Annotated in this window: 22 protein-coding genes and 1 pseudogene; 13 read left to right on the top strand and 10 right to left on the bottom strand. The window is 59.7% G+C overall.

Annotated features, from left to right (window positions below; genetic code table 11):
• Positions 1–48 precede the first annotated feature (48 nt).
• Both GPL81_RS19100 and GPL81_RS19095 read right to left on the bottom strand, forming a co-directional pair.
• Positions 49–891, bottom strand: coding sequence for an ABC transporter permease (locus tag GPL81_RS19100; protein WP_246218947.1), 843 nt, complete (start codon positions 889–891; stop codon positions 49–51).
• A 203-nt stretch (positions 892–1,094) separates the two neighbouring features.
• On the bottom strand, positions 1,095–1,607 hold the full coding sequence (locus GPL81_RS19095; protein ID WP_160107967.1) for a flavin reductase family protein: 513 nt from the start codon (positions 1,605–1,607) through the stop codon (positions 1,095–1,097).
• Between the two features lie 290 nt (positions 1,608–1,897).
• Between GPL81_RS19095 and GPL81_RS19090 the strand changes: the two genes are divergently transcribed.
• The 6 genes from GPL81_RS19090 to GPL81_RS19065 all read left to right on the top strand — a co-directional run bounded on the left by GPL81_RS19090 (position 1,898) and on the right by GPL81_RS19065 (position 7,322).
• Positions 1,898–2,824 carry a LysR family transcriptional regulator gene (locus tag GPL81_RS19090; RefSeq protein WP_178122612.1) on the top strand — a complete coding sequence of 309 codons (927 nt, stop codon included), beginning with the start codon at positions 1,898–1,900 and terminating at the stop codon, positions 2,822–2,824.
• Between the two features lie 228 nt (positions 2,825–3,052).
• Positions 3,053–3,436, top strand: coding sequence for a tautomerase family protein (locus GPL81_RS19085; protein ID WP_160107966.1), 384 nt, complete (start codon positions 3,053–3,055; stop codon positions 3,434–3,436).
• A 29-nt stretch (positions 3,437–3,465) separates the two neighbouring features.
• Entirely contained in the window at positions 3,466–4,086 is a 621-nt protein-coding gene (locus tag GPL81_RS19080; RefSeq protein ID WP_160107965.1) for a TetR/AcrR family transcriptional regulator, read from the top strand.
• A 136-nt stretch (positions 4,087–4,222) separates the two neighbouring features.
• Positions 4,223–5,188: a 2-hydroxyacid dehydrogenase gene (locus GPL81_RS19075; RefSeq protein WP_160107964.1), complete on the top strand. Its 966-nt coding sequence runs from the start codon at positions 4,223–4,225 to the stop codon at positions 5,186–5,188.
• 143 nt (positions 5,189–5,331) lie between these two features.
• Positions 5,332–6,399, top strand: a complete 1,068-nt coding sequence (locus GPL81_RS19070; RefSeq protein ID WP_096510951.1) for a phosphotransferase family protein — start codon at positions 5,332–5,334, stop codon at positions 6,397–6,399.
• A 155-nt stretch (positions 6,400–6,554) separates the two neighbouring features.
• Positions 6,555–7,322: an SDR family oxidoreductase gene (locus GPL81_RS19065; RefSeq protein ID WP_096510949.1), complete on the top strand. Its 768-nt coding sequence runs from the start codon at positions 6,555–6,557 to the stop codon at positions 7,320–7,322.
• Between the two features lie 586 nt (positions 7,323–7,908).
• Here GPL81_RS19065 and GPL81_RS19060 read toward each other — a convergent pair.
• From GPL81_RS19060 to GPL81_RS19035, 6 genes are all read right to left on the bottom strand, one after another.
• Positions 7,909–8,160 carry a DUF1652 domain-containing protein gene (locus GPL81_RS19060; RefSeq protein ID WP_160107963.1) on the bottom strand — a complete coding sequence of 84 codons (252 nt, stop codon included), beginning with the start codon at positions 8,158–8,160 and terminating at the stop codon, positions 7,909–7,911.
• 186 nt (positions 8,161–8,346) lie between these two features.
• Positions 8,347–9,843, bottom strand: coding sequence for a helix-turn-helix transcriptional regulator (locus GPL81_RS19055; protein ID WP_160107962.1), 1,497 nt, complete (start codon positions 9,841–9,843; stop codon positions 8,347–8,349).
• A 108-nt stretch (positions 9,844–9,951) separates the two neighbouring features.
• A complete protein-coding gene (gene sigJ, locus GPL81_RS19050) occupies positions 9,952–10,845 on the bottom strand; it encodes an RNA polymerase sigma factor SigJ (RefSeq protein ID WP_160107961.1) in 894 nt (297 codons plus the stop codon).
• Positions 10,846–10,848: 3 nt separating this feature from the next.
• A complete protein-coding gene (locus GPL81_RS19045; protein ID WP_160107960.1) occupies positions 10,849–11,283 on the bottom strand; it encodes a carboxymuconolactone decarboxylase family protein in 435 nt (144 codons plus the stop codon).
• Positions 11,284–11,379: 96 nt separating this feature from the next.
• Entirely contained in the window at positions 11,380–12,663 is a 1,284-nt protein-coding gene (locus GPL81_RS19040; protein WP_160107959.1) for a Zn-dependent hydrolase, read from the bottom strand.
• 139 nt (positions 12,664–12,802) lie between these two features.
• Entirely contained in the window at positions 12,803–14,287 is a 1,485-nt protein-coding gene (locus tag GPL81_RS19035) for an NCS1 family nucleobase:cation symporter-1 (RefSeq protein WP_160107958.1), read from the bottom strand.
• 543 nt (positions 14,288–14,830) lie between these two features.
• Between GPL81_RS19035 and hydA the strand changes: the two genes are divergently transcribed.
• The 3 genes from hydA to preA all read left to right on the top strand — a co-directional run bounded on the left by hydA (position 14,831) and on the right by preA (position 19,090).
• Complete coding sequence (gene hydA / locus GPL81_RS19030; RefSeq protein WP_160107957.1) at positions 14,831–16,270, top strand: dihydropyrimidinase; 1,440 nt, start codon at positions 14,831–14,833, stop codon at positions 16,268–16,270.
• Between the two features lie 177 nt (positions 16,271–16,447).
• Complete coding sequence (locus GPL81_RS19025) at positions 16,448–17,815, top strand: NAD(P)-dependent oxidoreductase (protein ID WP_160107956.1); 1,368 nt, start codon at positions 16,448–16,450, stop codon at positions 17,813–17,815.
• The gene (gene preA, locus GPL81_RS19020; RefSeq protein ID WP_096510937.1) at positions 17,816–19,090 is read left to right on the top strand and encodes an NAD-dependent dihydropyrimidine dehydrogenase subunit PreA; all 1,275 of its coding nucleotides are present in this window, start codon (positions 17,816–17,818) and stop codon (positions 19,088–19,090) included. It abuts the gene before it with no gap.
• 142 nt (positions 19,091–19,232) lie between these two features.
• Here the strand turns inward: preA and GPL81_RS19015 are convergent.
• Together GPL81_RS19015 and GPL81_RS19010 are read right to left on the bottom strand one after the other, a co-directional pair.
• Positions 19,233–19,361 (bottom strand): annotated as a pseudogene (locus GPL81_RS19015) (TetR family transcriptional regulator C-terminal domain-containing protein); the annotation flags it as partial.
• A gap of 209 nt (positions 19,362–19,570) precedes the next feature.
• Positions 19,571–20,191: a TetR/AcrR family transcriptional regulator gene (locus GPL81_RS19010; protein WP_096510935.1), complete on the bottom strand. Its 621-nt coding sequence runs from the start codon at positions 20,189–20,191 to the stop codon at positions 19,571–19,573.
• Positions 20,192–20,330: 139 nt separating this feature from the next.
• On the opposite strand from GPL81_RS19010, the gene copC reads away from it, so the two are divergent.
• The 4 genes from copC to GPL81_RS18990 all read left to right on the top strand — a co-directional run bounded on the left by copC (position 20,331) and on the right by GPL81_RS18990 (position 24,140).
• Positions 20,331–20,696 carry a copper homeostasis periplasmic binding protein CopC gene (gene copC / locus GPL81_RS19005; protein ID WP_160107955.1) on the top strand — a complete coding sequence of 122 codons (366 nt, stop codon included), beginning with the start codon at positions 20,331–20,333 and terminating at the stop codon, positions 20,694–20,696.
• A gap of 3 nt (positions 20,697–20,699) precedes the next feature.
• Positions 20,700–21,557, top strand: a complete 858-nt coding sequence (gene copD, locus GPL81_RS19000; RefSeq protein WP_160107954.1) for a copper homeostasis membrane protein CopD — start codon at positions 20,700–20,702, stop codon at positions 21,555–21,557.
• 237 nt (positions 21,558–21,794) lie between these two features.
• Entirely contained in the window at positions 21,795–23,090 is a 1,296-nt protein-coding gene (locus GPL81_RS18995) for an OprD family porin (protein WP_160107953.1), read from the top strand.
• Positions 23,091–23,315: 225 nt separating this feature from the next.
• Positions 23,316–24,140 carry an NAD-dependent epimerase/dehydratase family protein gene (locus GPL81_RS18990; protein ID WP_160107952.1) on the top strand — a complete coding sequence of 275 codons (825 nt, stop codon included), beginning with the start codon at positions 23,316–23,318 and terminating at the stop codon, positions 24,138–24,140.
• The last annotated feature ends 4 nt before the right edge of the window (positions 24,141–24,144 follow it).

Raw genomic sequence — 24,144 nt, 5'->3', positions numbered from 1 at the left:
CTTTTTATTGTGCGTGGAACGATGCCGGTTTTGATCGATGACCCGAGATCAGTCAGCCTTGCGCTTGAGCAGGTCGAGCATCACCGCGAATGCGATCACCGCGCCGATGACCACTTGCTGAACGAAGGGTGAAATACCGGCCAGGTTCAAGCCGTTGCGCAATACGCCGATGATCAACACACCGATGATCGTGCCGACCACACTCCCCGCGCCGCCCTTGAGGCTGCCACCGCCGATCACCACGGCAGCGATCACATCCAGCTCGTAGCCGACACCCGCGCCGGCGCCCGCGGTGTCCAGGCGGGAGGTCATGATGATTCCGCCCAGGGCCGCACAGATGCCGGAGATGATGTACACCGCGCTGGTGTAACCCTTGACCCGGATTCCGGCGAGCTTGGCCACCTTGCTGCTACCGCCGATGGCATACAGGCTGCGACCGGATACCGTGAACTTGAGAACGAACCAGAACACCAGCGCAAGCACGACGAAACAACTGACGGTCAGCGACAACACACCGCCGTAGCGGATAACCGAGAGGTTGCTGAACCATTCCGGAAATCCACTGACTTGCGCACCGTCGGTGACCATATAGGCCAGGCCGCGGGCGATGGACATCATCGCCAGCGTCGCAATGAATGATGGAAGGCCGGCCCGAACCACCAGCAAGGCCGTGGTCGAGCCACAGGCTGCACCCACGGCAATCGCCCCGAGCATGGCCACCCACATCGGCAAGCCGAGCGCCTGTTCGAGCCAGCTCATGACCATGATCGCCACCGCCAGCACAGCACCCACGGACAAGTCGATACCACCGATGAGAATCACCAGCGTCATGCCCAGCGCCATGATGCCCAGCACCGTCACTTGATCCAGCACATTGAGCAAGTTACTCAAGGTCAGAAAACTATTGGTAGAGAAGGTTAATACCGCGCATAACAATAAAAGCCCGGCCATCGGACCCGCCACACTGTTGTCCAGTCCAATCCACTTTGGAATCGACCCGGGCAGTCTTGTTTTTGCCAACAACTGATTGTTCATACCCACATCCACTTCTTATGTAATTGTTATAAGATCGAGCAGCACGTGATAACTACGAATTAACGACCCAGCTCCCGATAGCGTCCTCCCATATAGAGAAGTGGATCTTCCAGTGGTTGAGTGATGACATAAATGACGTTGCCAATAATCACCGTGTGCGTACCGTGTTCAATCTCCTGCACCACTTCGCAAAAGATCGCTGCCTGGGCGTCGGCCAAGTAACGAATACCGTGAACACCCGTGCGCCAATCACCGTCGACAAAGCGTCGTTCGCGCAGATCTGGCTGGCTGAATATTTTGCAGATCGGTTCGTGCTGACTTTGCAGCATGTTCACGCAGAACAGCCCGGAACGCTTGATTATCGGTGAGGCACTGGCGCTACGATTGACGCAGATCAGAGCCGACGCAGGGTCCATCGATACCGAGGAAAAAGCGGTCGCGGCCAGGCCGTGGGGCTGACCATCATCAACTGTGGTGATCAGGGTTATAGAAGAGGCAAAGCGACCCATTGCCGATTTGAATTGACCGGCCAGGTCTATCGAAGGGGCGGCCTCTTGATATTGAACACGCATAGCATAAACCCTCTTTTTATTGTGACTCACAGGCACTGGCTTGCATTATTAACAATCAACCGAACTTTTCTATTCGATTTTAGGAAATTGACTCTTCACTGAAACTGAAAGATGAACCAAACAACAAACATATTTGAATTCGCTTCACAGGCGCCCTCAAACCCCTATTCCAAAGCGCTTGCGTACTTTTTCACCTTGTCTGCCGGCTTTTTTGATTAGATGGTTTTTACTGAATAATTGGCTGATACTTTATTGACAATAAAGCGTAACTTTCACGAGGCGAAATCCCCATGGTCGATCGATTGCAGGACATGCGGCTGTTTCGCCTTGTCGTTCAGACAGGTTCACTTTCAACGGCGGGTCGGCAAATGGGCCTGTCGCCAGCGGCCATGAGTGGTCGACTCAAGGCAATGGAGGACTTCTACGGATTGCGCTTGCTTAAGCGCAACACCCGAAGCTTGAGCCCTACCGCCGAAGGACAGTTGCTGTTTGAAAACGCCCAGAAAATTCTCGAAGAGGTCGACACCCTCGACAGCATCATCAAAAACGGCCATAGCGATCTGCTGGGAACCATCGGCCTGACGTGCCCTACCGATCTGGGCCGGCAGTGGATCAGCCAACTGGTCGACAGCTTCATCAGCGAAAATCCCCATATCCGCGTTCGCCTTTTTCTCACCGACCGCGTACTGGACTTTGTCGAGTCCGGCTCGGACATTGCAATCAGGTTCGGAGACCTTCCGGACAGCACACTTATCGCCCGCTCCCTTGGAGTGGACCGGCATATAGTTTGCTGTTCTCCGCAGTATCTTGAGCAGCGCGGCGCACCGCTCAGCCCTGAAGACCTGCAGCATCACAACTGCCTGGTACACCTGAGTGCGGATTTCACACTTGATCGGTGGAAATTCATGGACAAAGGGGTGCCAACCACAATTCAGGTCAAGGGCAACCGGCTGGCCAATGACGGATTTACCTTGCGTCAATGGGGAGTTCAAGGCTTGGGGATCATCTGGAAGTCGGTCTGGGAGGTGGCGGACGACATACAGGCCAAACGGTTGATCCCGCTACTTGAAGACTATCAATGCCCCAGCACCGGGTTTCACCTGCTGACCGAGGGCGGTAAAAAGCTGCCATTACGAGTGAAGACCTTCGTCGATTTTGCCGTGCAGTACTTCAAAAAGCTCGATACGCCGTCGCGATACATCCTGCCGACACCTTAGCCTCGATACGATCGTAAGCCGTAAAGCGGGACTGATTGTAGTGGTCAACCAATCCCGGACAATCCAGCATATTTGCCCAATACATCGCTATCGCGGGCAAGCCCGCTCCCGCAGGGATTTCGCAATGTTCCCACTTCGCGTTTCATCGCCAAACGACGACCTGCACTTGATAAAGGTTAATCATCATGTATTTTTTAACCACACCCGTCTTCGATCTGGAGTCATCCCATGCCACTGGTTCGCGTCGAAATCAAAAAGCAACAGGACCCCACCTACGCCAAACGCATCGGCCAACTGATCTACTCCGCCATGCACACCACGATTGGCGTGCCGGAAAACGATAACTTCCAGATCCTCGCCGAACACGATGAGCATCATTTCATCTTCGACCCCCAGTACCTGGGCATCCCGCGCAGCGACGGCCTGGTCATCATTCAGATCACCCTGAGCGAAGGCCGTACCGTCGAGCAGAAAAAACTGCTCTACAAAACCATTGCCGAGAGTCTCAACACAGAACTGGCCGTGCGCCTGGAAGATGTTTTCATTAATCTGGTGGAAGTGAAGAAGGAGAACTGGTCGTTCGGCAATGGTATTGCCCAATACGCCCTCTGACTTTCAATCCAGCTACCTGTGAGCCGCCAATGCCTCGAGTTTCCCGCAAGCAAGCCGACCTCAACCGCGAAATCATCGTCGATGCCGCTACACGATTGTTTCGCGAGCGAGGCCTGCATGGGATCAGCGTCGTCGATGTGATGGCCGCTGCCGGCCTGACCCATGGCGGCTTCTATGGTCACTTCGAGTCCAAGGAAGCGCTGGCCAGGGAGGCCAGCGAGCGGGCATTCAAAGAGGTGGGCACGCGCTGGCGTGAGCGGGTCGCCACGACTGACGACAAGGCCGCCGCGCGCCGCGCCCTGATCGAGCCGTACCTGTCGGTCAATAGTCGCGACAATCCCGGCGAGAGCTGCCCGGTGGTGGCCTTCGCCGGCGACATGTGCCATGAAAGCGCCGGGAGTGGTTTGCGCGAACCGTTCATGGCGGGCCTGAACCGCCTGCTCGACTCGTTCGCCAAGTTGATGGACTCGCAGGATACCGCCGAAAACCGGCAACAGGCGCTGGTGCAGTACTCGCTGATGGTCGGCGCCCTGACGCTGGCCCGGGCTACCCGGGGCGAAGACCTGTCGGATGAAATCCTCGAGGCCGCGCGCAGCTTTCTGACAACCGAAAAGCCAGGCTCCCCTCCGCAACCTGAAGATTCGGTGTAAGAGTAAATGTATCGCAGGCGACGCCAGCTCCTACACTGAGAAGCGTGGCTTCGAAGACAGCATTGCCAAAACGTTCCGGGGCCAGCAATCTCAAGCGACGTTCGAGTCCGATATCCGATGCCCACAGGAGCCAAGCATGCCCGCAACCGTTCTGGTACTGGTTGAAACCATCAATGATTACCTGCCCATCCTCGAACATCAGGGTTTCCACCTGATTCTCGCCCCGACCCCCGCCGAGCGCACCGAAGCCATCAGCCGTCACGGCGGCCAGATCAACGCTGTCCTCACCCGCGGTCCACTGGGCCTGTATACCGATGAAATAGCCGCCCTGCCTAACCTGAAAATCATCTGCGTGATCGGCGCCGGCTATGAAATGGTCGACCTGCAGGCCGCCGCCAACCGGGGCATCACCGTCACCAACGGTGCCGGGGTCAACGCCTCGTCCGTGGCCGACCACGCCATGGCCCTGTTGCTGTCGCTGGTACGTGATGTGCCGCGTTGTGATGCCGCCGTGCGCCGGGGTGAGTGGCCGAAAGTCATGCGCCCCTCGCTCGCCGGCAAACGCCTGGGCATTCTCGGCCTCGGCGCCGTCGGCATGGCCATTGCCAAACGCGCTGCCGCGGGCTTCGACATGAGTGTGAGTTACCACAACCGCCAACATCGCAGCGATGTGCCCTATGACTTCTGCTCGACCCCCACTGAGCTGGCACGCGCCTCGGACTTTCTGATCGTCGCTGCCCCTGGCGGCCTCGGCACCCAACACCTGATCAACCGCCAGGTACTCGACGCCCTTGGCCCCAAGGGTTTCCTTGTCAACATCGCCCGGGCCAGTGTGGTGGTCACTGCCGACCTGATTTCCGCGCTCGAGCAACGGCGCATCGCCGGTGCCGCGCTGGATGTGTTCGATGCCGAGCCGCAGGTCCCGGACGCGTTCAAATCCCTGTCCAACGTCATCCTGACCCCGCATGTCGCCGGGTTATCGCCGGAGGCCACCCAGGGCACCGTCGAATTGGTGGGCCGCAACCTGGTGGCGTTTTTTTCCGGCCAACCCGTATTGACCCCGATAGAGCTGCCAGCCATCAGCAACAACGCTGTTGTGTAGGACCATTCAAACAGGTGTATCAAAAACAATGATTGCCCGGCAACACGCTCACCTATAAGGGCCGTTCGTGGTTGTGGGTACCAGGTGCGCACATTAGATTAGCCAATAGTTGCAGGCCTCCAGAATAAGCAGAAGGGATAAGCATGGCGCTTACTGACCAGTCCACCCGTATCCGCTCCGGCGAAGAACTCGATGCCAGCCTGATCGACCCCTACCTCAAGGCGCACATTCCAGGCCTTGGCGGGTTGCCGCAGATCAGCCAGTTTCCTGGCGGCGCATCGAACCTCACCTATTTGCTCGAATACCCTGAACAGGAGTTCGTCCTGCGTCGGCCGCCCTTTGGCCACAAGGCCAAGTCCGCCCATGACATGGGGCGCGAATTCCGCATCCTCAATCAACTGCGCGACGGCTTTCCGTATTGCCCGAAAGCCTATGTGCATTGCACCGACGAATCGGTGATCGGCGCCGAGTTCTACGTGATGGAACGGGTCAAGGGCATCATCCTGCGCTCCGAGCTGCCACCGGAACTGGGATTCGATCCAGCGAAAACCGAAGCCCTGTGCAAGAGCTTCATCGACAAGTTCGTCGAGCTGCACCGGGTCGACTACAACGCCTATGGCCTGGGCGACCTCGGCAAACCCGAAGGTTACGTGGCGCGACAGATCAAAGGCTGGAGTGATCGCTACGAGAAAGCCCTGACCCCGGACGCGCCGCAGTGGGAAGCGGTGAAAGCCTGGCTCAACGACAAGATGCCGGCCGATCACCCAACCTCCAGCATCGTGCACAACGACTACCGCTTCGACAACGTGATCCTCGACCCGAACAACCCGATGCAGATCATCGGCGTGCTCGACTGGGAGCTGACCACCCTCGGCGACCCGCTGATGGACCTGGGCAACACCCTCGCCTACTGGATCGAAGCCGGGGACCCGCCGCCGGTGCAACTGATGCGCCGCCAACCGAGCCACGCACCGGGCATGCTGACCCGCCGCGAGTTCGTCGATTACTACGCCGAACGCTCGGGCATCCAGATCGACAACTTCGACTTCTACTACACCTACGGCCTGTTCCGCCTGGCCGGCATCGTGCAGCAGATCTACTACCGCTTCTACCATGGCCAGACCCAGGACAAACGCTTCGCGCAGTTCATTCACATGAACAAACTGCTGGAGCAGATGAGCCTGCAAGTCATCCAGAAATCCAGCCTCTGACGCCCCCCCTGTAGGAGCGAGCCTGCTCGCGATGCTCGTCAACGATAACGCGTGCTAGCTGGATGAACGTGTTGTCCGGACGTTTTTCGCGAGCAGGCTCGCCCTACAGTGGACAGAATTAGCCTCTGATCCAGATCTCCAATAAGGAAAATCCCATGTCCAAGACTCAGTTGTTCGACCTCGACGGCAAGATCGCTTTCGTCTCCGGCGCCAGCCGTGGCATCGGTGAAGCCATCGCCAAACTGCTGGCGCAGCAAGGTGCCCATGTCATCGTTTCGAGCCGCAAACTCGAAGGCTGCCAGCACGTGGCCGACGCGATCATCGCCGCTGGCGGCAAGGCGACGGCCATCGCCTGCCATATCGGTGAAATGGAACAGATCAGCCAGGTCTTTGCCGGCATCAAGGAACAGTTCGGGCGCCTGGACATCCTGGTCAACAACGCGGCGACCAACCCGCAGTTCTGCAACGTGCTGGATACCGACCTCAGTGCGTTCCAGAAAACCGTCGACGTCAACATCCGCGGCTACTTCTTCATGTCGGTGGAAGCCGGCAAGCTGATGCGCGAAAACGGTGGCGGCAGCATCATCAACGTGGCGTCGATCAACGGTGTTTCGCCGGGCGTGTTCCAGGGCATCTACTCGGTGACCAAGGCGGCCGTGATCAACATGACCAAAGTGTTCGCCAAGGAATGCGCGCAATTCGGCATCCGTTGCAACGCCCTGCTGCCGGGCCTGACCGACACCAAGTTCGCTTCGGCGCTGGTGAAGAACGAGGCCATCCTGAACACCGCGCTGCAGCAGATTCCACTCAAGCGCGTGGCGGATCCGAGCGAAATGGCCGGTGCGGTGCTCTACCTGGCCAGCGATGCATCGAGCTACACCACGGGCGTTTCGCTGAACGTGGACGGTGGTTTCCTGTCCTGACCCGCAATACCCGGCGCCTGTAGGAGCCGGCTTGCTGGCGAAGGCGTCTGCATGGGCGATGCAAAACTTGAGGCCGCCTTCGCTGGCAAGCCAGCTCCTACAGAGGTCAGGGATGAATGGAATATCTGCGGCTGACGCAGCATGTGTAGGAGCCGGCTTGCCGGCGAAGGCGTCCCGGTAGTCGATGCAAGGCTTGAGGGCGCCTTCGCTGCGGTGCGGCGATCCGACAAGCCAGCTCCTACTGGGTGACACAGCGCGTCGTGGTAGTGAGCCGGGTCATTTCTCCCTCTTCAGCCCTCACATCACCCATGACATCGGTTTTATCCATGGTCTGACAGGTACGCTCAGGCGGTGGCGGCGGTGCAGCCGGTGGAGGTGGCGGCGGGCTGGCACAACCACCGAGAATCACGGCACTGAGTGCAATCGGAGCGAAAATGCATTTCCCGAAGCTGTTCATAAGATGACCCGCGATAAGTGATCGATAAGTTTGTGACAACGAAACACTGCCAAAAAGTTCACGATTGGGTCACAGAAAAGCTGCTTTCGTGGGTCTTGAAGCCCGACCGGGAGTCAAAACCGACAAAAACTATCGTACGGGATCGGGCCGAGGCAGGGTGTTGCTTTCCAGTTCGTAACGCAGCTCCTCGATCAGCGCCACAACCGCTTCGCTGGTGTTGAGTGTTGTCACGTTCAATCCACTGACCACCAGGTCCACCTGCCCCGATACCGGATGGTAGAGCTTCACTGTCAACGAATGATCGCCGGTGATCGTGCAATCGCAGGCCAGGGGAGAAAAGCTGCGCTCCAGTAGCAGCCGCAGTTGCGCCACGTGAATCATTACAATTGACCCTCGTGGCAAGGGGCTGCGAATGGAATGGATTTTGGGTGCATGGCGGGTCCTTGAGCGGCTGGAGAAATCGCGGACGGAAGATCCAGGGATCCCCGTTCACACGCTCTCAGCCTAAGAGCCGTCGCACCTCGCCAAAACATCCATTTGCACTAGAGCGACTAGTGCATTTGCACCTTAACGCTGCCCCCTGGATCGCCCGGCACTGGAGAACAACCCACGCTCTCGCGCCCAGACAATCGCTTCGCCGCGACTGTGCAGATCGAGCTTGGAGTACACCGTCGCCACGTGATTGCGCACCGTGTTCGGCGCAAGCTTGAGGCGCGCGGCAATCTCCTTGTCGGCCAGACCTTCGCAGATCAGCTCAAGTACCTCTCGCTCCCGCGCCGTCAGGTCGGTGTAGGACACACTGGGCAACTGCGGTGAATTGACATGCTTCACGTTGGCCAGTTTTTCGATCAGCGTGCGGCTGAACCACGAGGCGTCTTTCATCACCTCTTCGATGGCCGCCACCAGCTCCAGCTCCGTGCGTTTGCGTTCGGTGATGTCCATCAACACCAGCAAGTAGCAAGGGCTGTCCTGGATGTTCACGGTGTCCGCCGATACGGCGCAGTCGATCAGTTCGGCGTCTTTTTTACGCACGCGAACATCAACGCGATCCAGGCTTGCGCTGTTCTCCAGCGCCATGAACAGTGCTGTCTTCGCCCCTCTGTCATGGATGAAGTCGATCTCGGCGATGGTCTTGCCCAGCACCTCTTCACGGGGATACACGAGGGTATCGAGGAACGCCTCATTCACATCCAGCACCACCTGATCAGTCGCGCTGCACACCAGGATCGGCACCGGTGTCAGGCGGAACGCCTTGGCAAAACGCTCCTCGCTCTGGCGCAGGGCGATTTCGGCCTTGTGCCGGGGCTCCATGTCGACGAAGGAAAACAGCATGCAGGGTTCGTCGTTGAGTTCCAGGGGTTGCCCGGCGACGATCACTTGCTTGTGGCCGCCGCCAGCCATACGCAGCTCGGCCTGCATTTGCGGGATGGTCGCGCCTTCGCGCAAGCGCTGCTTGGCCAGGTCCTTGTTTTCGGCCTGGTCCAGCACGTCCAGCTCATAGGTCGAGTGGCCGATCACTTGATCGCGGGCATAGCCGGTCATTTCGAGAAATCCGGGATTGACCTTGATGTAGCGCAAATCGCTGAGACGGCAGATCACCGCAGGCGCCGGATTGGCGGCGAAGGTTTTTTCGAAGCGCTGCTCGGCGCTGGCCCAGTCAGTGACATCGTCCATGATCAGCACCAATGACGCCGGCTCGCCGTGGCTGTCGGTCACTACCAGGCTGCGCACACGATGGACCCAGGTGCGATCTTCGTCATGGATCGGAGTCAACTCGACCAGCACGTCACTGAACGTCTCGCCGCGAGCGACACGACTGATCGGATAATTCGCGACCGGGACCGGGTGATTATTGCGATAACGCAAGGCGAAGCGCCGCGCGTACTCCTTGGCGTCGGCCCCCAGCTCGCCGATCCGCTCGACGCCATGCATGGCCAGCGCGGCGTCGTTGGCCCAGACGATCGTCTCGTCCAGTTCCAGCAGGATGACGCCGTCGGACAGGCCGGTGATGATCTGCTGCAACTGGCGACGGCTGGTTTCGGTGGTCAGAACGTCTTGGCTCATGGGATCTCCACGGGGGCGTCGGCGCGCGCAGGCGCCGACCTGTGAAGATGTCGACCGCGGGGGGTGGCGATCGTGCGGACGACTTGCCCGGCCACCGTTGCCACCTTGTTATCGCATGTCGAGTGAATCCTGCAGTCCCACTAACTTCTCCGGATTACGCATGATGAAAATCCGGCTCACCCGCCCCGCTTCGTCAAAACCAAAGGTCATCGACGCCGTAATCATGCCGTCGGCCCGGATGATCACGCCCTGGGTGCCGTTGATTTCGGTGGGCAGCCATTCGCATGCCTGCCAATAGGCATGCAAAGACCGGCCGATAAAATCCCGTACAGCATGGATACCCGACAAGGTCTCGCGAATCGCCGCCGCCTTGCCGCCGCTGTCGGCGCACAGTTCGACGTCTTCGCTGAGCATTGCCGTCAGGGAGGCGGTCGATCCGCTGGCGATGGCGCTGTGGAAGGCGTCGAGCAGTTGTTCCTGGCGACCGACTTGCGGTCGATAACGAACCTGCCCGGCACCGAGACTGGCCTTGGCCCGGGACACCAGTTTGCGACAGGCCGCTTCCTGAACACCCACGGCATCGGCAACCTGCGGGTAATCCATCTCGAAGATTTCGTGAAGCAGGTACGCGGCGCGTTCCTTGGGGGTCAGGCGTTCGAGCAACAACAGGAAAGCTGTGGAGAGCGACGAGGCCAGTTCATGCATGTGTTCGGGTGAATCCTGGTGGGTCGTGTGAATCGGCTCCGGCAGCCAGGTGCCGATGTAGTCGACCCTGGACTTGTGCGCCGAGCGCAGCAGGTCGATGCAGTGCCGGGTGCAGGCCGTGGTCAGCCAGGCCGCCGGCGTGGCGATGGCGGCACGATCGGCTTCCAGCCATTTGATGAACAGCTCTTGCACCGCATCCTCGGCTTCGGCGCGCGAACCGAGGATGCGATAGGCCAGTCCCAGCAAAAAGGGTCGGCGCTGCTCGAACACAGCGCCGGCGTTTTCAGTGCAATTCATCGATCAGTGTCTCGATACCTGCAAACGATTCCACAGGTTGATCATGCCGATCTCGGCCGTCAAGGCAGCGATCAGGGCATCGTCGAAATGCTCGCGCAAATCGGCGCGCAGGCTGGCGTAATCGGTCTTCTGGTCGAGCACGGTCAGGGCTTCGGTCCAGGCCAGGGCAGCGCGTTCGGCGGCACTGAAATCATTGACGTGACGCCAGACGACCAAACGGTCCAGACGTTCACTGGATTCATTGGCTTCGCGGGCCTCGCGGCTGTGCATCTTCACGCAGAACCCGCATTGATTGATCTGCGAGGCGCGCAGGTGAACCAAGTGCTTCAGGCTCGACGGCAAGTCGTGGCTGTCGAGGGCGACATGAACCCGGGCCAGGCTTTCGAAGACCTGAGGCATGGCGTGTTGCAGGTTGACCGGTTGAGTGTTGGACGACATCGTGTTGCTCCACTGTTTTGAGGGATTCAACAGGATGACGATTGGGGATACCGGTTTGTGACGTGCGCTGTTTTTTTTCAGCGCACGTCACGTATTTCAGGCAGCCAATTGCCCCCCGGCAATCGCCGCCGACGCCGCCAGCATCGCCCGCAACAGCACCGCACACCCCGCCGCCAGGTCATCCGGCGCGGCGTTTTCGATTTCGTTGTGACTGATGCCGCCTTCGCACGGCACGAAGATCATCCCGGCCGGACCGAGTTCCGCGAGGAATATCGCGTCGTGCCCCGCGCCGCTGACGATGTCCATGTGGGACAGGCCCAGCCCTTGCGCGGCGCCGCGTACCGCTTCGACGCAGCCCTTGTCGAAATACAGCGGCGGGAAGTCGGCGGTGGGTGTCAGCTCGTAGGTCAGGCCATGTTCCTCACAGGTGGTTTCGATGACTTCGCGAACTTCGGCGATCATCGCGTCCAGGCGTGACGGCTCCAGATGCCGGAAGTCGAGGGTCATGCGCACTTCGCCGGGGATGACGTTACGTGAGCCGGGATAGGCTTGCAGGCAACCGACGGTGCCGCAGGCGTGGGGTTGATGACCGAGCGCGGCGCGGTTGACGGCGCCGACGATCACGGCGGCGCCGACCAGTGCATCCTTGCGCAGGTGCATCGGGGTCGGGCCGGCATGGGCTTCGACGCCGCGCAGTTTCAGGTCGAACCACTTCTGCCCGAGGGCGCCCATGACGACGCCGATGGTCTTGCGTTCATCTTCCAGAATCGGCCCTTGCTCGATGTGCGCTTCGAAGTAGGCGCCCACCGCGTGACCGCTGACTGCGCGCGGCCCGGCATAACCGATGGCGTTCAACGCCTCGCCGACGGTCACGCCCTCGGCATCGACCTTGGCCAGGGTTTCTTCCAGGGTGAATTTTTCCGCGAACACACCGGAGCCCATCATGCACGGGGCGAAGCGCGAGCCTTCTTCGTTGGTCCACACCACCACTTCCAGCGGTGCCTCGGTTTCAATGCCCAGGTCATTAAGGGTGCGCAGCACTTCGACCCCGGCCAGCACGCCGAAGCAGCCATCGAACTTGCCACCGGTGGGCTGGGTGTCGATGTGGCTGCCGGTCATCACCGGCGGCAGGTCCGGGTTGCGCCCAGGGCGGCGGGCGAAGATGTTGCCCACGGCGTCGATGCTGACGGTGCAGCCGGCATCGATGCACCACTGCACAAACGTATCGCGGGCCTGGCGGTCGAGGTCGGTCAGGGCCAGGCGGCAGACGCCGCCCTTGACCGTGGCACCGAGCCTGGCCAGCTCCATGAGCGACTGCCACAGGCGATCGCGGTTGATGTGCTGATGGGTGGACTGCAGAACGTCTACGGCTGCGTTCATGGGGATCTCCTCAGGCTGTTCTTATGGTTTTTTCAGGCAGTTTCCGGGTGTTCGTGAGGCCGTCTTCGCTGGCAAGCCAGCTCCTACAGTTGACCGCGATCCTCTGTAGGAGCTGGCTTGCCAGCGAAGAGGCCAGTGCTCACACCGCAGTTTTCGCCACGGATGGACTGGGCCGCGTCGCGCACAACCCGTAATAAATCAACCCGCCAAGGGCCGAGCCGGTGAACCAGCCATAGCTGTAGAACCAGCTGAACGCGTCGCTGCCCAGAGACAACAGCGTCAGCACCACCGGCACACCGAACGCGAGAAAACCGTTCCAGTTCCACGCCGGGTACACGTCATCGCGGTACAGCCCGGCCAGGTCCAGTTGCTGTTTCTTGATCAGGAAATAGTCCACCACCATGATCCCGGCAATCGGCCCCAGCAGGCTGGAATAGCCCAGCAACCAGTTGGAATAGACGGTTTCCAGGCTGACGTCCGAGACGATCAGCCCTAGCTTCTTGAGCAGTTCATGCCCCATCAGCGCCAGGCCAACGAAACCGGTGAGCATCACCGCTTTGGTTCGGTTGATCACCCTGGGTGCGATGTTCTGGAAGTCGTTGGTTGGCGACACGATGTTGGCTGCGGTGTTGGTGGACAGCGTGGCGATAATGATCAGTGCCATGGCCAACGCGACCCAGACCGGGCTCTGGATATGGCCGATCAGCGTCACCGGATCGGAGACCGTCACGCCCACCAGCTTCACCGAGGCGGCGGTCATGACCACGCCCAGCGAAGCGAACAGGAACATCGTCAGCGGCAAGCCCATGATCTGCCCGACGATCTGCGCCTTCTGGCTTTCGGCATAGCGACTGAAGTCTGGAATGTTCAGCGACAACGTGGCCCAGAACCCGACCATGGCGGTGAGCCCGGCGGCGAAGTAACTGACCACACTGGCCCCTTCAGGACGCTTGGCCGGAATCGCCAGCAATTCGGTCATCGAGACATTGGGCATCGCCCACACCAGCAGCCCCACGCCCACGGCCACCAGCAACGGCGCGGACAGGGTTTCCAGCCATTTGATCGACTCGGCGCCGCGAATCACTACCCACAGGTTCAGCGTCCAGAACATCATGAACCCCAGGACTTCACCGGTGCCGCCCAAGGATTTCCAGCCATCGAAAATCGACCCCAGGAACAGGTGAATGGCCAGGCCACCGAACATCGTCTGGATACCGAACCAGCCGCACGCCACCAAGGCGCGGATCAGGCACGGGATGTTGGAGCCAAGGATGCCGAACGACGAACGCAGCAACACCGGGAACGGAATGCCGTACTTGGTGCCGGGAAAGGCGTTCAGGGTCAGGGGAATCAACACGATGATATTGGCGAACAGAATCGCCATCAGCGCTTCACCGACGCTCAGGCCGAAGTACGCGGTGAGCACACCGCCGAGGGTATAGGTCGGCACGCAGATGGACATGCCGACCCATAGGGCGGTGATGTGCCATTTGTTCCAGGTTCGTTCGCGCACCTTGGTCGGTGCCATGTCGTGGTTGTAACGGGGACTGTCGAGGACATCGCTGCCGGCTTCCAGCTCAAACAAGCCGTCGCGCTCGGTCACTTGCGATCTGATCTGTTGCATGGCCGCTCCACTGTTCTTTGAATTATTTTTTTGCTCATCAGGGGCTGGCGACATCAATAAACGTGCCGGGCACCCCGTCTGCGCATCGGGCAGTTCCATAAACACTTTGCAAGTATCTGATTTTATTAATACAACTTTTGAATCCGCGGTTACTTGCAATGCCACTCAGGCCGAAGGTCAGGCAAGTTGTCCGAACTGACAGGACTCAATCTGGTGCGTGGATCTTTTTTTCAATGCCGCGCATCAACCATAGACCACGCTCAATCAGCTGATTTCACATAGGAAATCTTGACCATATTTCGATCCTGTCAAGTGCGTCAAAATGGTGAGCGTCCTCACCATTTTGGTGATTTTCAACTTTAATCTTTAATTATCAATGCGTTAAAACAGATATAAGCTTATAAAAAATATTCTTGCTGATTCCTCTAACAGCAGCTAGCGTTTATTCCTGACAGCGCTGACAGGAACACACCTGTTTTCGCTGTCTTCATATAAGAACGTCAAGAACCGGCATCAGCCGGTCATGCCTGCGAGGAATCCGGAATGTCTCTGTTGATTCGTGGCGCCACCGTTATTACCCATGATGAAAGTTATCGCGCCGACGTGTATTGCGCAGACGGCGTGATCAAGGCCATCGGCGAAAACCTCGAAGCGCCGGCAGGCGCCGAGATACTCGACGGCAGCGGCCAATACCTGATGCCCGGCGGCATCGACCCGCACACCCATATGCAACTGCCCTTCATGGGCACCGTGGCCAGCGAGGACTTTTTCAGCGGCACGGCGGCGGGTCTGGCCGGTGGCACCACCTCGATCATTGACTTCGTGATTCCCAATCCACAGCAGTCCTTGATGGAAGCCTTTCATCAATGGCGCGGCTGGGCCGAGAAATCGGCTTCCGACTACGGCTTCCACGTCGCCATCACCTGGTGGAGCGAGCAGGTCCGCGAGGAAATGGCCGAGCTGGTGAACCATCACGGAGTCAATAGTTTCAAGCACTTCATGGCTTACAAAAACGCGATCATGGCAGCCGACGACACCCTGGTGGCGAGTTTCGAGCGTTGCCTGGAATTGGGCGCGGTGCCGACCGTGCACGCAGAAAACGGCGAGCTGGTCTATCACCTGCAACGCAAGCTGATGGCCCAGGGCATGACCGGGCCGGAAGCCCATCCGCTGTCGCGTCCTTCCCAAGTCGAAGGTGAAGCCGCGAGCCGGGCGATCCGCATTGCCGAAACCCTCGGCACGCCGCTGTACCTGGTGCATGTCTCGACCCGGGAAGCCCTCGACGAAATCACCTACGCCCGGGCCAAGGGCCAACCGGTCTACGGCGAAGTGCTGGCCGGGCATTTGCTGCTGGACGACAGCGTCTATCAACACCCGGACTGGCAGACCGCCGCCGGTTACGTGATGAGCCCGCCCTTCCGCCCTCGCGGTCATCAGGAAGCCCTGTGGCATGGCCTGCAAGCCGGCAACCTGCACACCACCGCCACCGACCACTGCTGCTTCTGCGCCGAACAAAAAGCCGCCGGCAAGGACGATTTCAGCAAAATCCCCAATGGCACTGCCGGCATCGAAGACCGTATGGCCGTGCTCTGGGAGGAAGGGGTGAACACCGGGCGTCTGTCGATGCAGCACTTTGTCGCCCTGACCTCGACCAACACCGCGAAGATCTTCAACCTTTACCCACGCAAAGGCGCGATCCGCGTGGGCGCCGATGCCGACCTGGTGCTATGGGACCCGCAAGGTACACGAACGATTTCGGCCAAGACCCATCACCAGCAGGTCGATTTCAACATCTTCGAAGGCAAGGTCGTGCGCGGCGTACCCAGCCACACCATCAGCCAGGGCCGGGTGGTCTGGGCCGACGGCGATTTGCGCGCCGAGCGCGGGGCCGGGCGGTATGTCGAACGGCCGGCTTATCCGGCGGTGTTTGACTTGTTGAGCAAGCGGGCCGAGTTGAATCAGCCGGTGGCCGTGAAACGCTGAGAGCGGCCTTCGGCCTATCGCTGGCAAGTCGAATCGTCGCACCGCAGCTCCCACAGGGATCTCGGGTGTTCACAAACCCTGTGGGAGCTGGCTTGCCAGCGATGGGGCCGGTACGGACGACACAAAAAATCAATGCCCACCAGAGGCATAACCTCCATCACCGTGAGGCTAACAACCGTGATCAAGACCCTGAGCCATCTCCCGCACCCTTACGAGAATGCGGCCGCCCTCGCCAGCCATTTTACCGATCTGGCGCCGCCGCTCAATGACCGACAGGCCCACCTGGAAGCCTCGCGCTGCCTGTATTGCTACGACGCACCTTGCGTGAATGCCTGTCCGAGCGAAATCGACATCCCCTCGTTCATCCGCAACATCCATCAGGACAACGTCCAGGGTGCGGCACAGAAAATCCTCTCGGCCAACATTCTTGGCGGCAGTTGCGCCCGGGTCTGCCCGACAGAGATCCTTTGCCAGCAAGCCTGTGTGCGCAACAACGCCCATGAATGCGCGCCGGTGTTGATCGGACTCTTGCAACGTTACGCCGTGGACAACGCGCATTTCAGCCAGCACCCCTTCCCTCGCGCCGCCGCCACCGGTAAGCGCATTGCCGTGGTCGGCGCCGGTCCGGCCGGGTTGTCCTGCGCCCATCGCAGCGCCATGCACGGCCATGACGTGGTGATTTTCGAGGCACGGGAAAAGGCCGGCGGCCTCAATGAATACGGGATCGCCAAGTACAAACTGGTGGACGATTACGCGCAGAAGGAGCTGGACTTTCTGCTGGAGATCGGTGGCATCGAAATCCGCCACGGTCAGAAGCTCGGCGACAACCTGAGCCTCAGCGACCTGCATCAACAGTTCGACGCGGTATTCCTCGGCCTCGGCCTCAATGCCAGCAAACAGCTGGGTCTACCGCATGAAGAGGCACCTGGTCTGCTCGCTGCCACCGACTACATCCGCGAGCTGCGCCAGGCCGATGACCTGACCCAATTGCCGCTGGCTGACCATTGCATCGTGCTCGGCGCCGGCAATACCGCCATCGACATGGCCGTGCAAATGGCCCGCCTCGGTGCCCATGACGTCAACCTGGTGTACCGCCGTGGTGTCGAAGACATGGGCGCCACCCACCACGAGCAGGACATCGCCAAGGCCAATCAGGTACGCCTGTTGACCTGGGCGCAACCGGACGAAGTGCTGCTCGATGATCTGGGTCAGGTGCGCGGCATGCGTTTCGCCCGCACCCTCCTGGTCGAGGGCCGCCTGCAGACCACCGGCGAAACCTTCGACCTGGCCGCCAACGCGATCTTCAAAGCCATCGGCCAGAGCTTCGATGAGACCGCCCTCACCGACCCATTGGCCCGTGAACTCAAGCGCCAGGGCGATCGTATACAGGTGGACGAGCAGCTGCGCACGAGCATCCCCGGCGTGTATGCCGGCGGCGACTGCACCAGCCTGGACCAGGACCTCACCGTGCAAGCGGTGCAGCACGGCAAACAGGCCGCCGAGGCCATCAACGCTCAACTGATGCTCAACGTGGAGGCTGCGTAAATGGCCGATCTGTCGATTGTCTTCGCCGGCATCAAAAGCCCCAATCCGTTCTGGCTGGCCTCCGCGCCACCGACCGACAAGGCCTACAACGTGGTCCGCGCCTTCGAGGCCGGCTGGGGCGGCGTGGTCTGGAAAACCCTGGGTGAGGACCCGGCGGCGGTCAACGTGTCGTCGCGTTACTCGGCGCATTTCGGGGCTAATAGAGAGGTTCTCGGCTTTAACAACATCGAACTGATCACCGACCGTTCGCTGGAGATCAACCTGCGGGAAATCACCCAGGTCAAAAAGGACTGGCCGGACCGCGCGCTGATCGTGTCGTTGATGGTGCCCTGCGTCGAGGAATCCTGGAAAAACATCCTGCCGCTGGTGGAAGCCACCGGTGCCGACGGCATCGAATTGAACTTCGGTTGCCCCCACGGCATGCCGGAACGCGGCATGGGTGCGGCGGTCGGCCAGGTGCCGGAGTACGTCGAACAGGTCACGCGCTGGTGCAAGACGTATTGTTCGCTGCCGGTGATCGTCAAGCTCACGCCGAATATCACCGACATCCGCGTCGCCGCCCGCGCGGCGCACAGGGGCGGTGCCGATGCCGTGTCGCTGATCAACACCATCAATTCGATCACCAGCGTCAATCTGGAGCGCATGGTGGCCAATCCGATGGTCGGCAGCCAGAGCACCCATGGCGGCTATTGCGGTTCGGCGGTCAAGCCGATTGCCCTGAACATGGTTGCCGAAATCGCCCGCGACCCGCAGACCCAGGGCCTGCCGATCAGTGGCATTGGCGGTATCGGCAACTGGCGCGACGCGGCGGAATTCATCGCCCTGGGCAGTGGGTCGGTGCAGGTGTGCACAGCGGCCATGCTGCACGGCTTCCGGATCGTCGAGGAAATGAAGGACGGCCTGTCGCGCTGGATGGACAGTCAGGGTTACGCGAGCATTTCGCAGTTCTCAGGTCGGGCGGTGGCCAATACCACGGACTGGAAGTACCTGGACATCAACTATCAGGTGATCGCGAAGATCGACCAGGAGGCGTGCATCGGGTGCGGCCGCTGCCACATCGCCTGCGAAGACACCTCGCACCAAGCGGTGGCCAGCGTGAAAAAGGCCGATGGGACCCACGCCTATGAAGTGATCGATGAGGAATGCGTGGGCTGCAATTTATGCCAGATCACCTGCCCGGTGCAGGACTGCATCGAAATGGTGCCGGTGGACACCGGGAAACCGTTTCTGGATTGGAACCATGATCCGAGGAATCCGTATCACGTTGCCGTCTGAGTTCAGCGGTGCCTGAACTGACGCCATCGCGGGCAAGCCTTGCTCCCACAGGATTAAAGTCGACTCATCAATGTGTGAGCTACCTTTAACCTGTGGGAGCAAGGCTTGCCCGCGATGAGGCCAGCAGCAACACCACACCTCTTCAAGGCTCCAACCCAATCCCCCGCAATATCACACTCGTCACCGTCTGCACCGCGCGCTCGAACTGCATGTCCGACAGCGGCTGATGGTCATTGAGAATATTCACCTGGTGATCGAAATCGGCGTAGTGCTACACCGGGAAACCGTTTCTGGATTGGAACCACGATCCGAGGAATCCCTACCATGTAGCAGTCTGAAATTTACGGTGCCTGAACTGGCGCCATCGCGGGCAAGCCTTGCTCCCACAGGATTAAAGTCGACTCATTAATGTGTGAGCTACCTTTAACCTGTGGGAGCAAGGCTTGCCCGCGATGAGGCCAGCAGCAACACCACACCTCTTCAAGGCTCCAGCCCAATCCCCCGCAAAATCACACTCGTCACCGTCTGCACCGCCCGCTCGAACTGCATGTCCGACAGCGGCTGATGGTCATTGAGAATATTCACTTGGTGATCGAAGTCGGCGTAGTGCTGGGTCGAGGCCCAGATCATGTACAGCAGGCTCGAGGGCTCCACCGGCAGGATGCGTTTGTCGTCCACCCATTGGCGGATTTTCGCTTCTTTCATCTTGGCCCAATCGTACAGGCTGGCGTCCAGTGTCTCGCCCAGGGTCGGTGCGCCGTGGATGATTTCGTTGGCCCAGACTTTCGAACCGTAGGGCCGGCTGCGGGAGTGGTTCATCTTGGCGCGGATGTAGCTGCTGAGCACCACCCGCGGGTCATCGAACATCTCGAAGCACAGCGCGTCCTGCTTCCACACTTCCAGCAGGCCCAACAGCACAGCGCTGTATAGCTCGGTCTTGGTGCTGAAGTAGTAATGCAGATTGGAGCGAGGCAGTTGCACCTCGGCGGCGATGTCGGCCATGGCGGTGCTGCCGAAGCCTTTTTCGGCGAAAACCTTCTCGGCCCCCAGCAGGATTTTCTCGACGTTACTGCGACGAATCTCGATCTTGTGATTGCCCATGAGGGCTCCCTGACAACAGCGTTAAACAAGACTAGCATCCGCTCTACCTCGCGGCGACAGGGTAAAAGCAAACTTCGTATAACTCGCGTCGCGCGACTAAACTTGCGCCCACATCGAACCTGCCGCCGAGGGACTCAACATGCGCTTCAAGAAAACCCTGACCGCCGCCGCCCTGCTCGGCTCGCTGCTCGCCGCTTCGTCGGTGTGGGCCCACGCTCATTTGAAGAGCCAGACGCCCGCCGCCGACAGCACCGTCAGCGCGCCGGCAGAATTGAGCCTGATCTTTTCCGAAGGGGTCGAAGCCGACTTCTGCAAAGTCACGATCACCAAGGACGGTGCCGACGTACTGGTGAAAAGCCTGATCACCCAAGGCGGCGATAAAAAGACCCTGATCGTCACCCCGGCCGTCCCCTTGACCAAAGGCAACTACAAAGTCGAGTGGCACGTCGTGTCGGTCGATACCCACAAAAGCGAAGGCGCTTACGCGTTCACGGTCGGCCAGTAATACATGACGAGCGCGATGGTGCTGTGCCGTTTCCTGCATTTCACCGTGGTGCTGATGCTATTCGGGGCGTGGGTGTTCAGGCCGCTGCTGTTAGCGCGCGGCACAACACTGGATCAGCCGTTGGCCCGTATCAGCCGTTGGCTGGCGGCCGTGGCGCTGATCAGCGGCGTTGGCTGGTTGCTGCTGGTCACCGCCAGCATGGCCGGTGCCTGGGACGCGGCGTTCGAGCCATCGACCTTGCGCCTGGTGCTGGACCGTACTTTTTTTGGTCAGGTCTGGCGCTGGCACCTGGTGCTCAACGGGGTGCTGGTCGTGTTGCTGCTGACACCGCTGCGTGCCAGCCGGCCCTTGCAAATTATTCTCGGCAGCTTGCTGATGGCGACCCTGGCCCCGGTCGGTCATGGCGCCATGCTCGACGGTATCGAGGGCCAACTGCTCATCCTCAATCAACTGGTGCACCTGACCTGCGTCGGCGCCTGGCTCGGTGGCTTGATGCTGCTGGTGATGATCCTGTGGCGACCTGACGGGCATTCCATCAGCGCGCTGTTGCAGCGTTTCAGTGGTGTCGGTTACGGGTTGGTGGCCGGGTTGTTGGTCACCGGCCTGATCAACGTGCGGGTGCTTACGGGGGCCTTCTGGCCGACGCCCCTGCTGTCCGGGTTTGCCTTGATTCTGTTGATCAAGGTCATGTTGATTGCGGCAATGCTTGGGTTGGCGCTGTTCAATCGGTTGCAGATCAACGACTGTGAACCGCGTCTGGCGACGTTGCGCAAGAGCGTGATGCTGGAATGGTTGCTGGGGATGGGCGCGGTGGCAGCGGTCTCTCTACTCGGTACCATGCCGCCGATGATTTCCAGCTGACACCCCCCAATCTCCTGTGGGAGTGAGCCTGCTCGCGAATAGCAATCTCACATTCACCCTCAATGTTGACTGCCTGTCAGTCTTCGCGAGCAGGCTCGCTCCTACAGGGTCGAGGCAGGCTTTCGAGTCATCGTACAACTTCTGATTGACAACACGTAAAGCCCTCGCAAATAATCGCCCTCATGTTGTACGACGACGTATGACAACCATAACAACAAAAAACAAGAGAGCGTCACAGTGAGCAAACTCGCCCGCAATTCATCCCTCCGCAGTCTCCGTCCCACCTTTGCCCGTCGTCACACCCTGAGCCTGATCGGTTGCAGCAGCCTCGCCCTCGCCCTGCCCATGGTCAGCCAGGCCGAAGGTTTCACCGATGACGCCAAAGCCACGCTGAATCTGCGCAACGCCTACTTCAACCGCAACTTCACCAACCCGGCCTACCCCCAGGGCAAGGCTGAAGAGTGGACGCAGAACTTCATCCTCGATGCCAAATCCGGTTACACCCAAGGCCCGGTCGGCTTCGGTGTGGATGTGCTGGGGCTGTACTCGCAAAAGCTCGATGGCGGTAAAGGCACTGGCGGTACTCAGTTGCTGCCGATCCACGATGACGGCCGCCCTGCCGACAACTTCGGCCGCCTGGGCGTGGCGCTCAAGGGCAAGGTGTCGAAAACCGAATTGAAGGTCGGTGAATGGATGCCGGTGCTGCCGATCCTGCGCTCCGACGACGGCCGCTCGCTGCCGCAAACCTTCCAGGGCGCTCAGTTGACCTCCACGGAAATCAGTGGCCTGACGCTCTACGGCGGCCAGTTCCGCCAGAACAGCCCGCGTAACGATGCGAGCATGGAAGACATGTTCATGAACGGCAAAGCGGCGTTCACCTCGGACCGGTTCAACTTCGGGGGCGGCGAATACGCCTTCAACGACAAACGTACCCAGATCGGTGTTTGGTACGCCGAACTCAGCGATATTTATCAGCAGCAGTATTTCAACCTGACTCATAGCCAGCCCCTGGGCGACTGGACACTGGGCGCCAACCTTGGCTATTTCATCGGCAAGGAAGACGGCAGCGCCCTGGCCGGCGACCTCGACAACAAAACCGCCTTCGCCCTGCTCTCGGCCAAGTACGGTGGCAACACCTTCTACGTCGGCCTGCAAAAACTCAACGGCGATGATGTCTGGATGCGGGTCAACGGCACCAGCGGCGGCACCCTGGCCAACGACAGTTACAACTCCAGCTACGACAACGCCCGGGAGAAATCCTGGCAGGTGCGCCACGACTACAACTTCGTTGCCCTCGGCATTCCCGGTCTGACCCTGATGAACCGCTACATCAGCGGCGACAACGTACACACCGGCACTATCACCGACGGCAAGGAGTGGGGACGCGAATCGGAACTGGCCTATACCGTGCAGAGCGGACCGCTGAAAAACCTCAACGTCAAATGGCGCAACGCGAGTATCCGCAAGAACTTCAGCACCAACGAGTTCGATGAAAACCGGATATTCATCAGCTATCCAATCAGCCTGCTGTAATCACTGTGGGAGCGAGCCTGCTCGCGAAAGCGGTTTAACATTCAACATTAATGTTGCCTGACTTGGCGCCTTCGCGAGCAGGCTCGCTCCCACAGGGTGAGTGTCTTGCCCCCGCGTCAATTTCCATCAAAGTTGGTTTGACAAAAACCGGGAAGTCTTACGATACTTCGACATAGTCGTACGACAACCTACAACAATTTCATGACAACCTGTCCAGGGATTCCCATGACGACCACTTCAACAGCCCGCGCCCCTTTCAATCGCCTGCTTCTGACCGGTGCTGCCGGTGGCCTGGGCAAAGTCTTGCGCGAAAGTCTGCGCCCCTATGCCAATGTCATTCGCCTGTCGGACATCGCGGACATCGCCCCAGCCATCGATGATCGCGAAGAAGTCGTACCCTGCGACCTCGCCGACAAGCACGCCGTGCATCAATTGGTCGAAGGCGTGGACGCCATCCTGCACTTCGGCGGCGTGTCCACCGAGCATTCCTTCGAAGACATCCTCGGCGCCAATATTTGCGGCGTGTTCCACATCTATGAAGCCGCGCGCCGTCACGGTGTGAAACGCGTGATCTTCGCCAGCTCCAACCATGTCATCGGCTTCTACAAGCAGGATGAAGTCATCGATGCCCGCTCCCCTCACCGCCCGGACAGTTACTACGGTTTGTCCAAGTCCTATGGCGAAGACATGGCGACCTTCTACTTCGACCGCTATGGCATCGAAACCGTCAGCGTGCGGATCGGCTCTTCGTTCCCGGAACCACAAAACCGCCGGATGATGAGTACCTGGCTGAGCTTCGGCGACCTCACCCAATTGCTCGAGCGCGCGTTGTACACCCCGGACGTCGGTCACACCGTGGTCTACGGCGTGTCCGACAACAAGGACATCTGGTGGGACAACCGCTACGCTGCCGCGCTGGGTTATGCCCCGAACGACACCTCCGAAGTGTTCCGCGAAAAAGTCGAGGCCCAACCCATGCCCGCCGCCAATGATCCGGCACGGGTCTATCAGGGCGGTGCCTTCTGCGCGGCGGGTCCGTTCGGCGACTGAAACC

The organism is Pseudomonas izuensis (genome assembly GCF_009861505.1).
In the GTDB taxonomy this organism is placed as follows: Bacteria; Pseudomonadota; Gammaproteobacteria; order Pseudomonadales; family Pseudomonadaceae; genus Aquipseudomonas; species Aquipseudomonas izuensis.
This window is presented reverse-complemented; position numbering and strand designations above follow the sequence as displayed.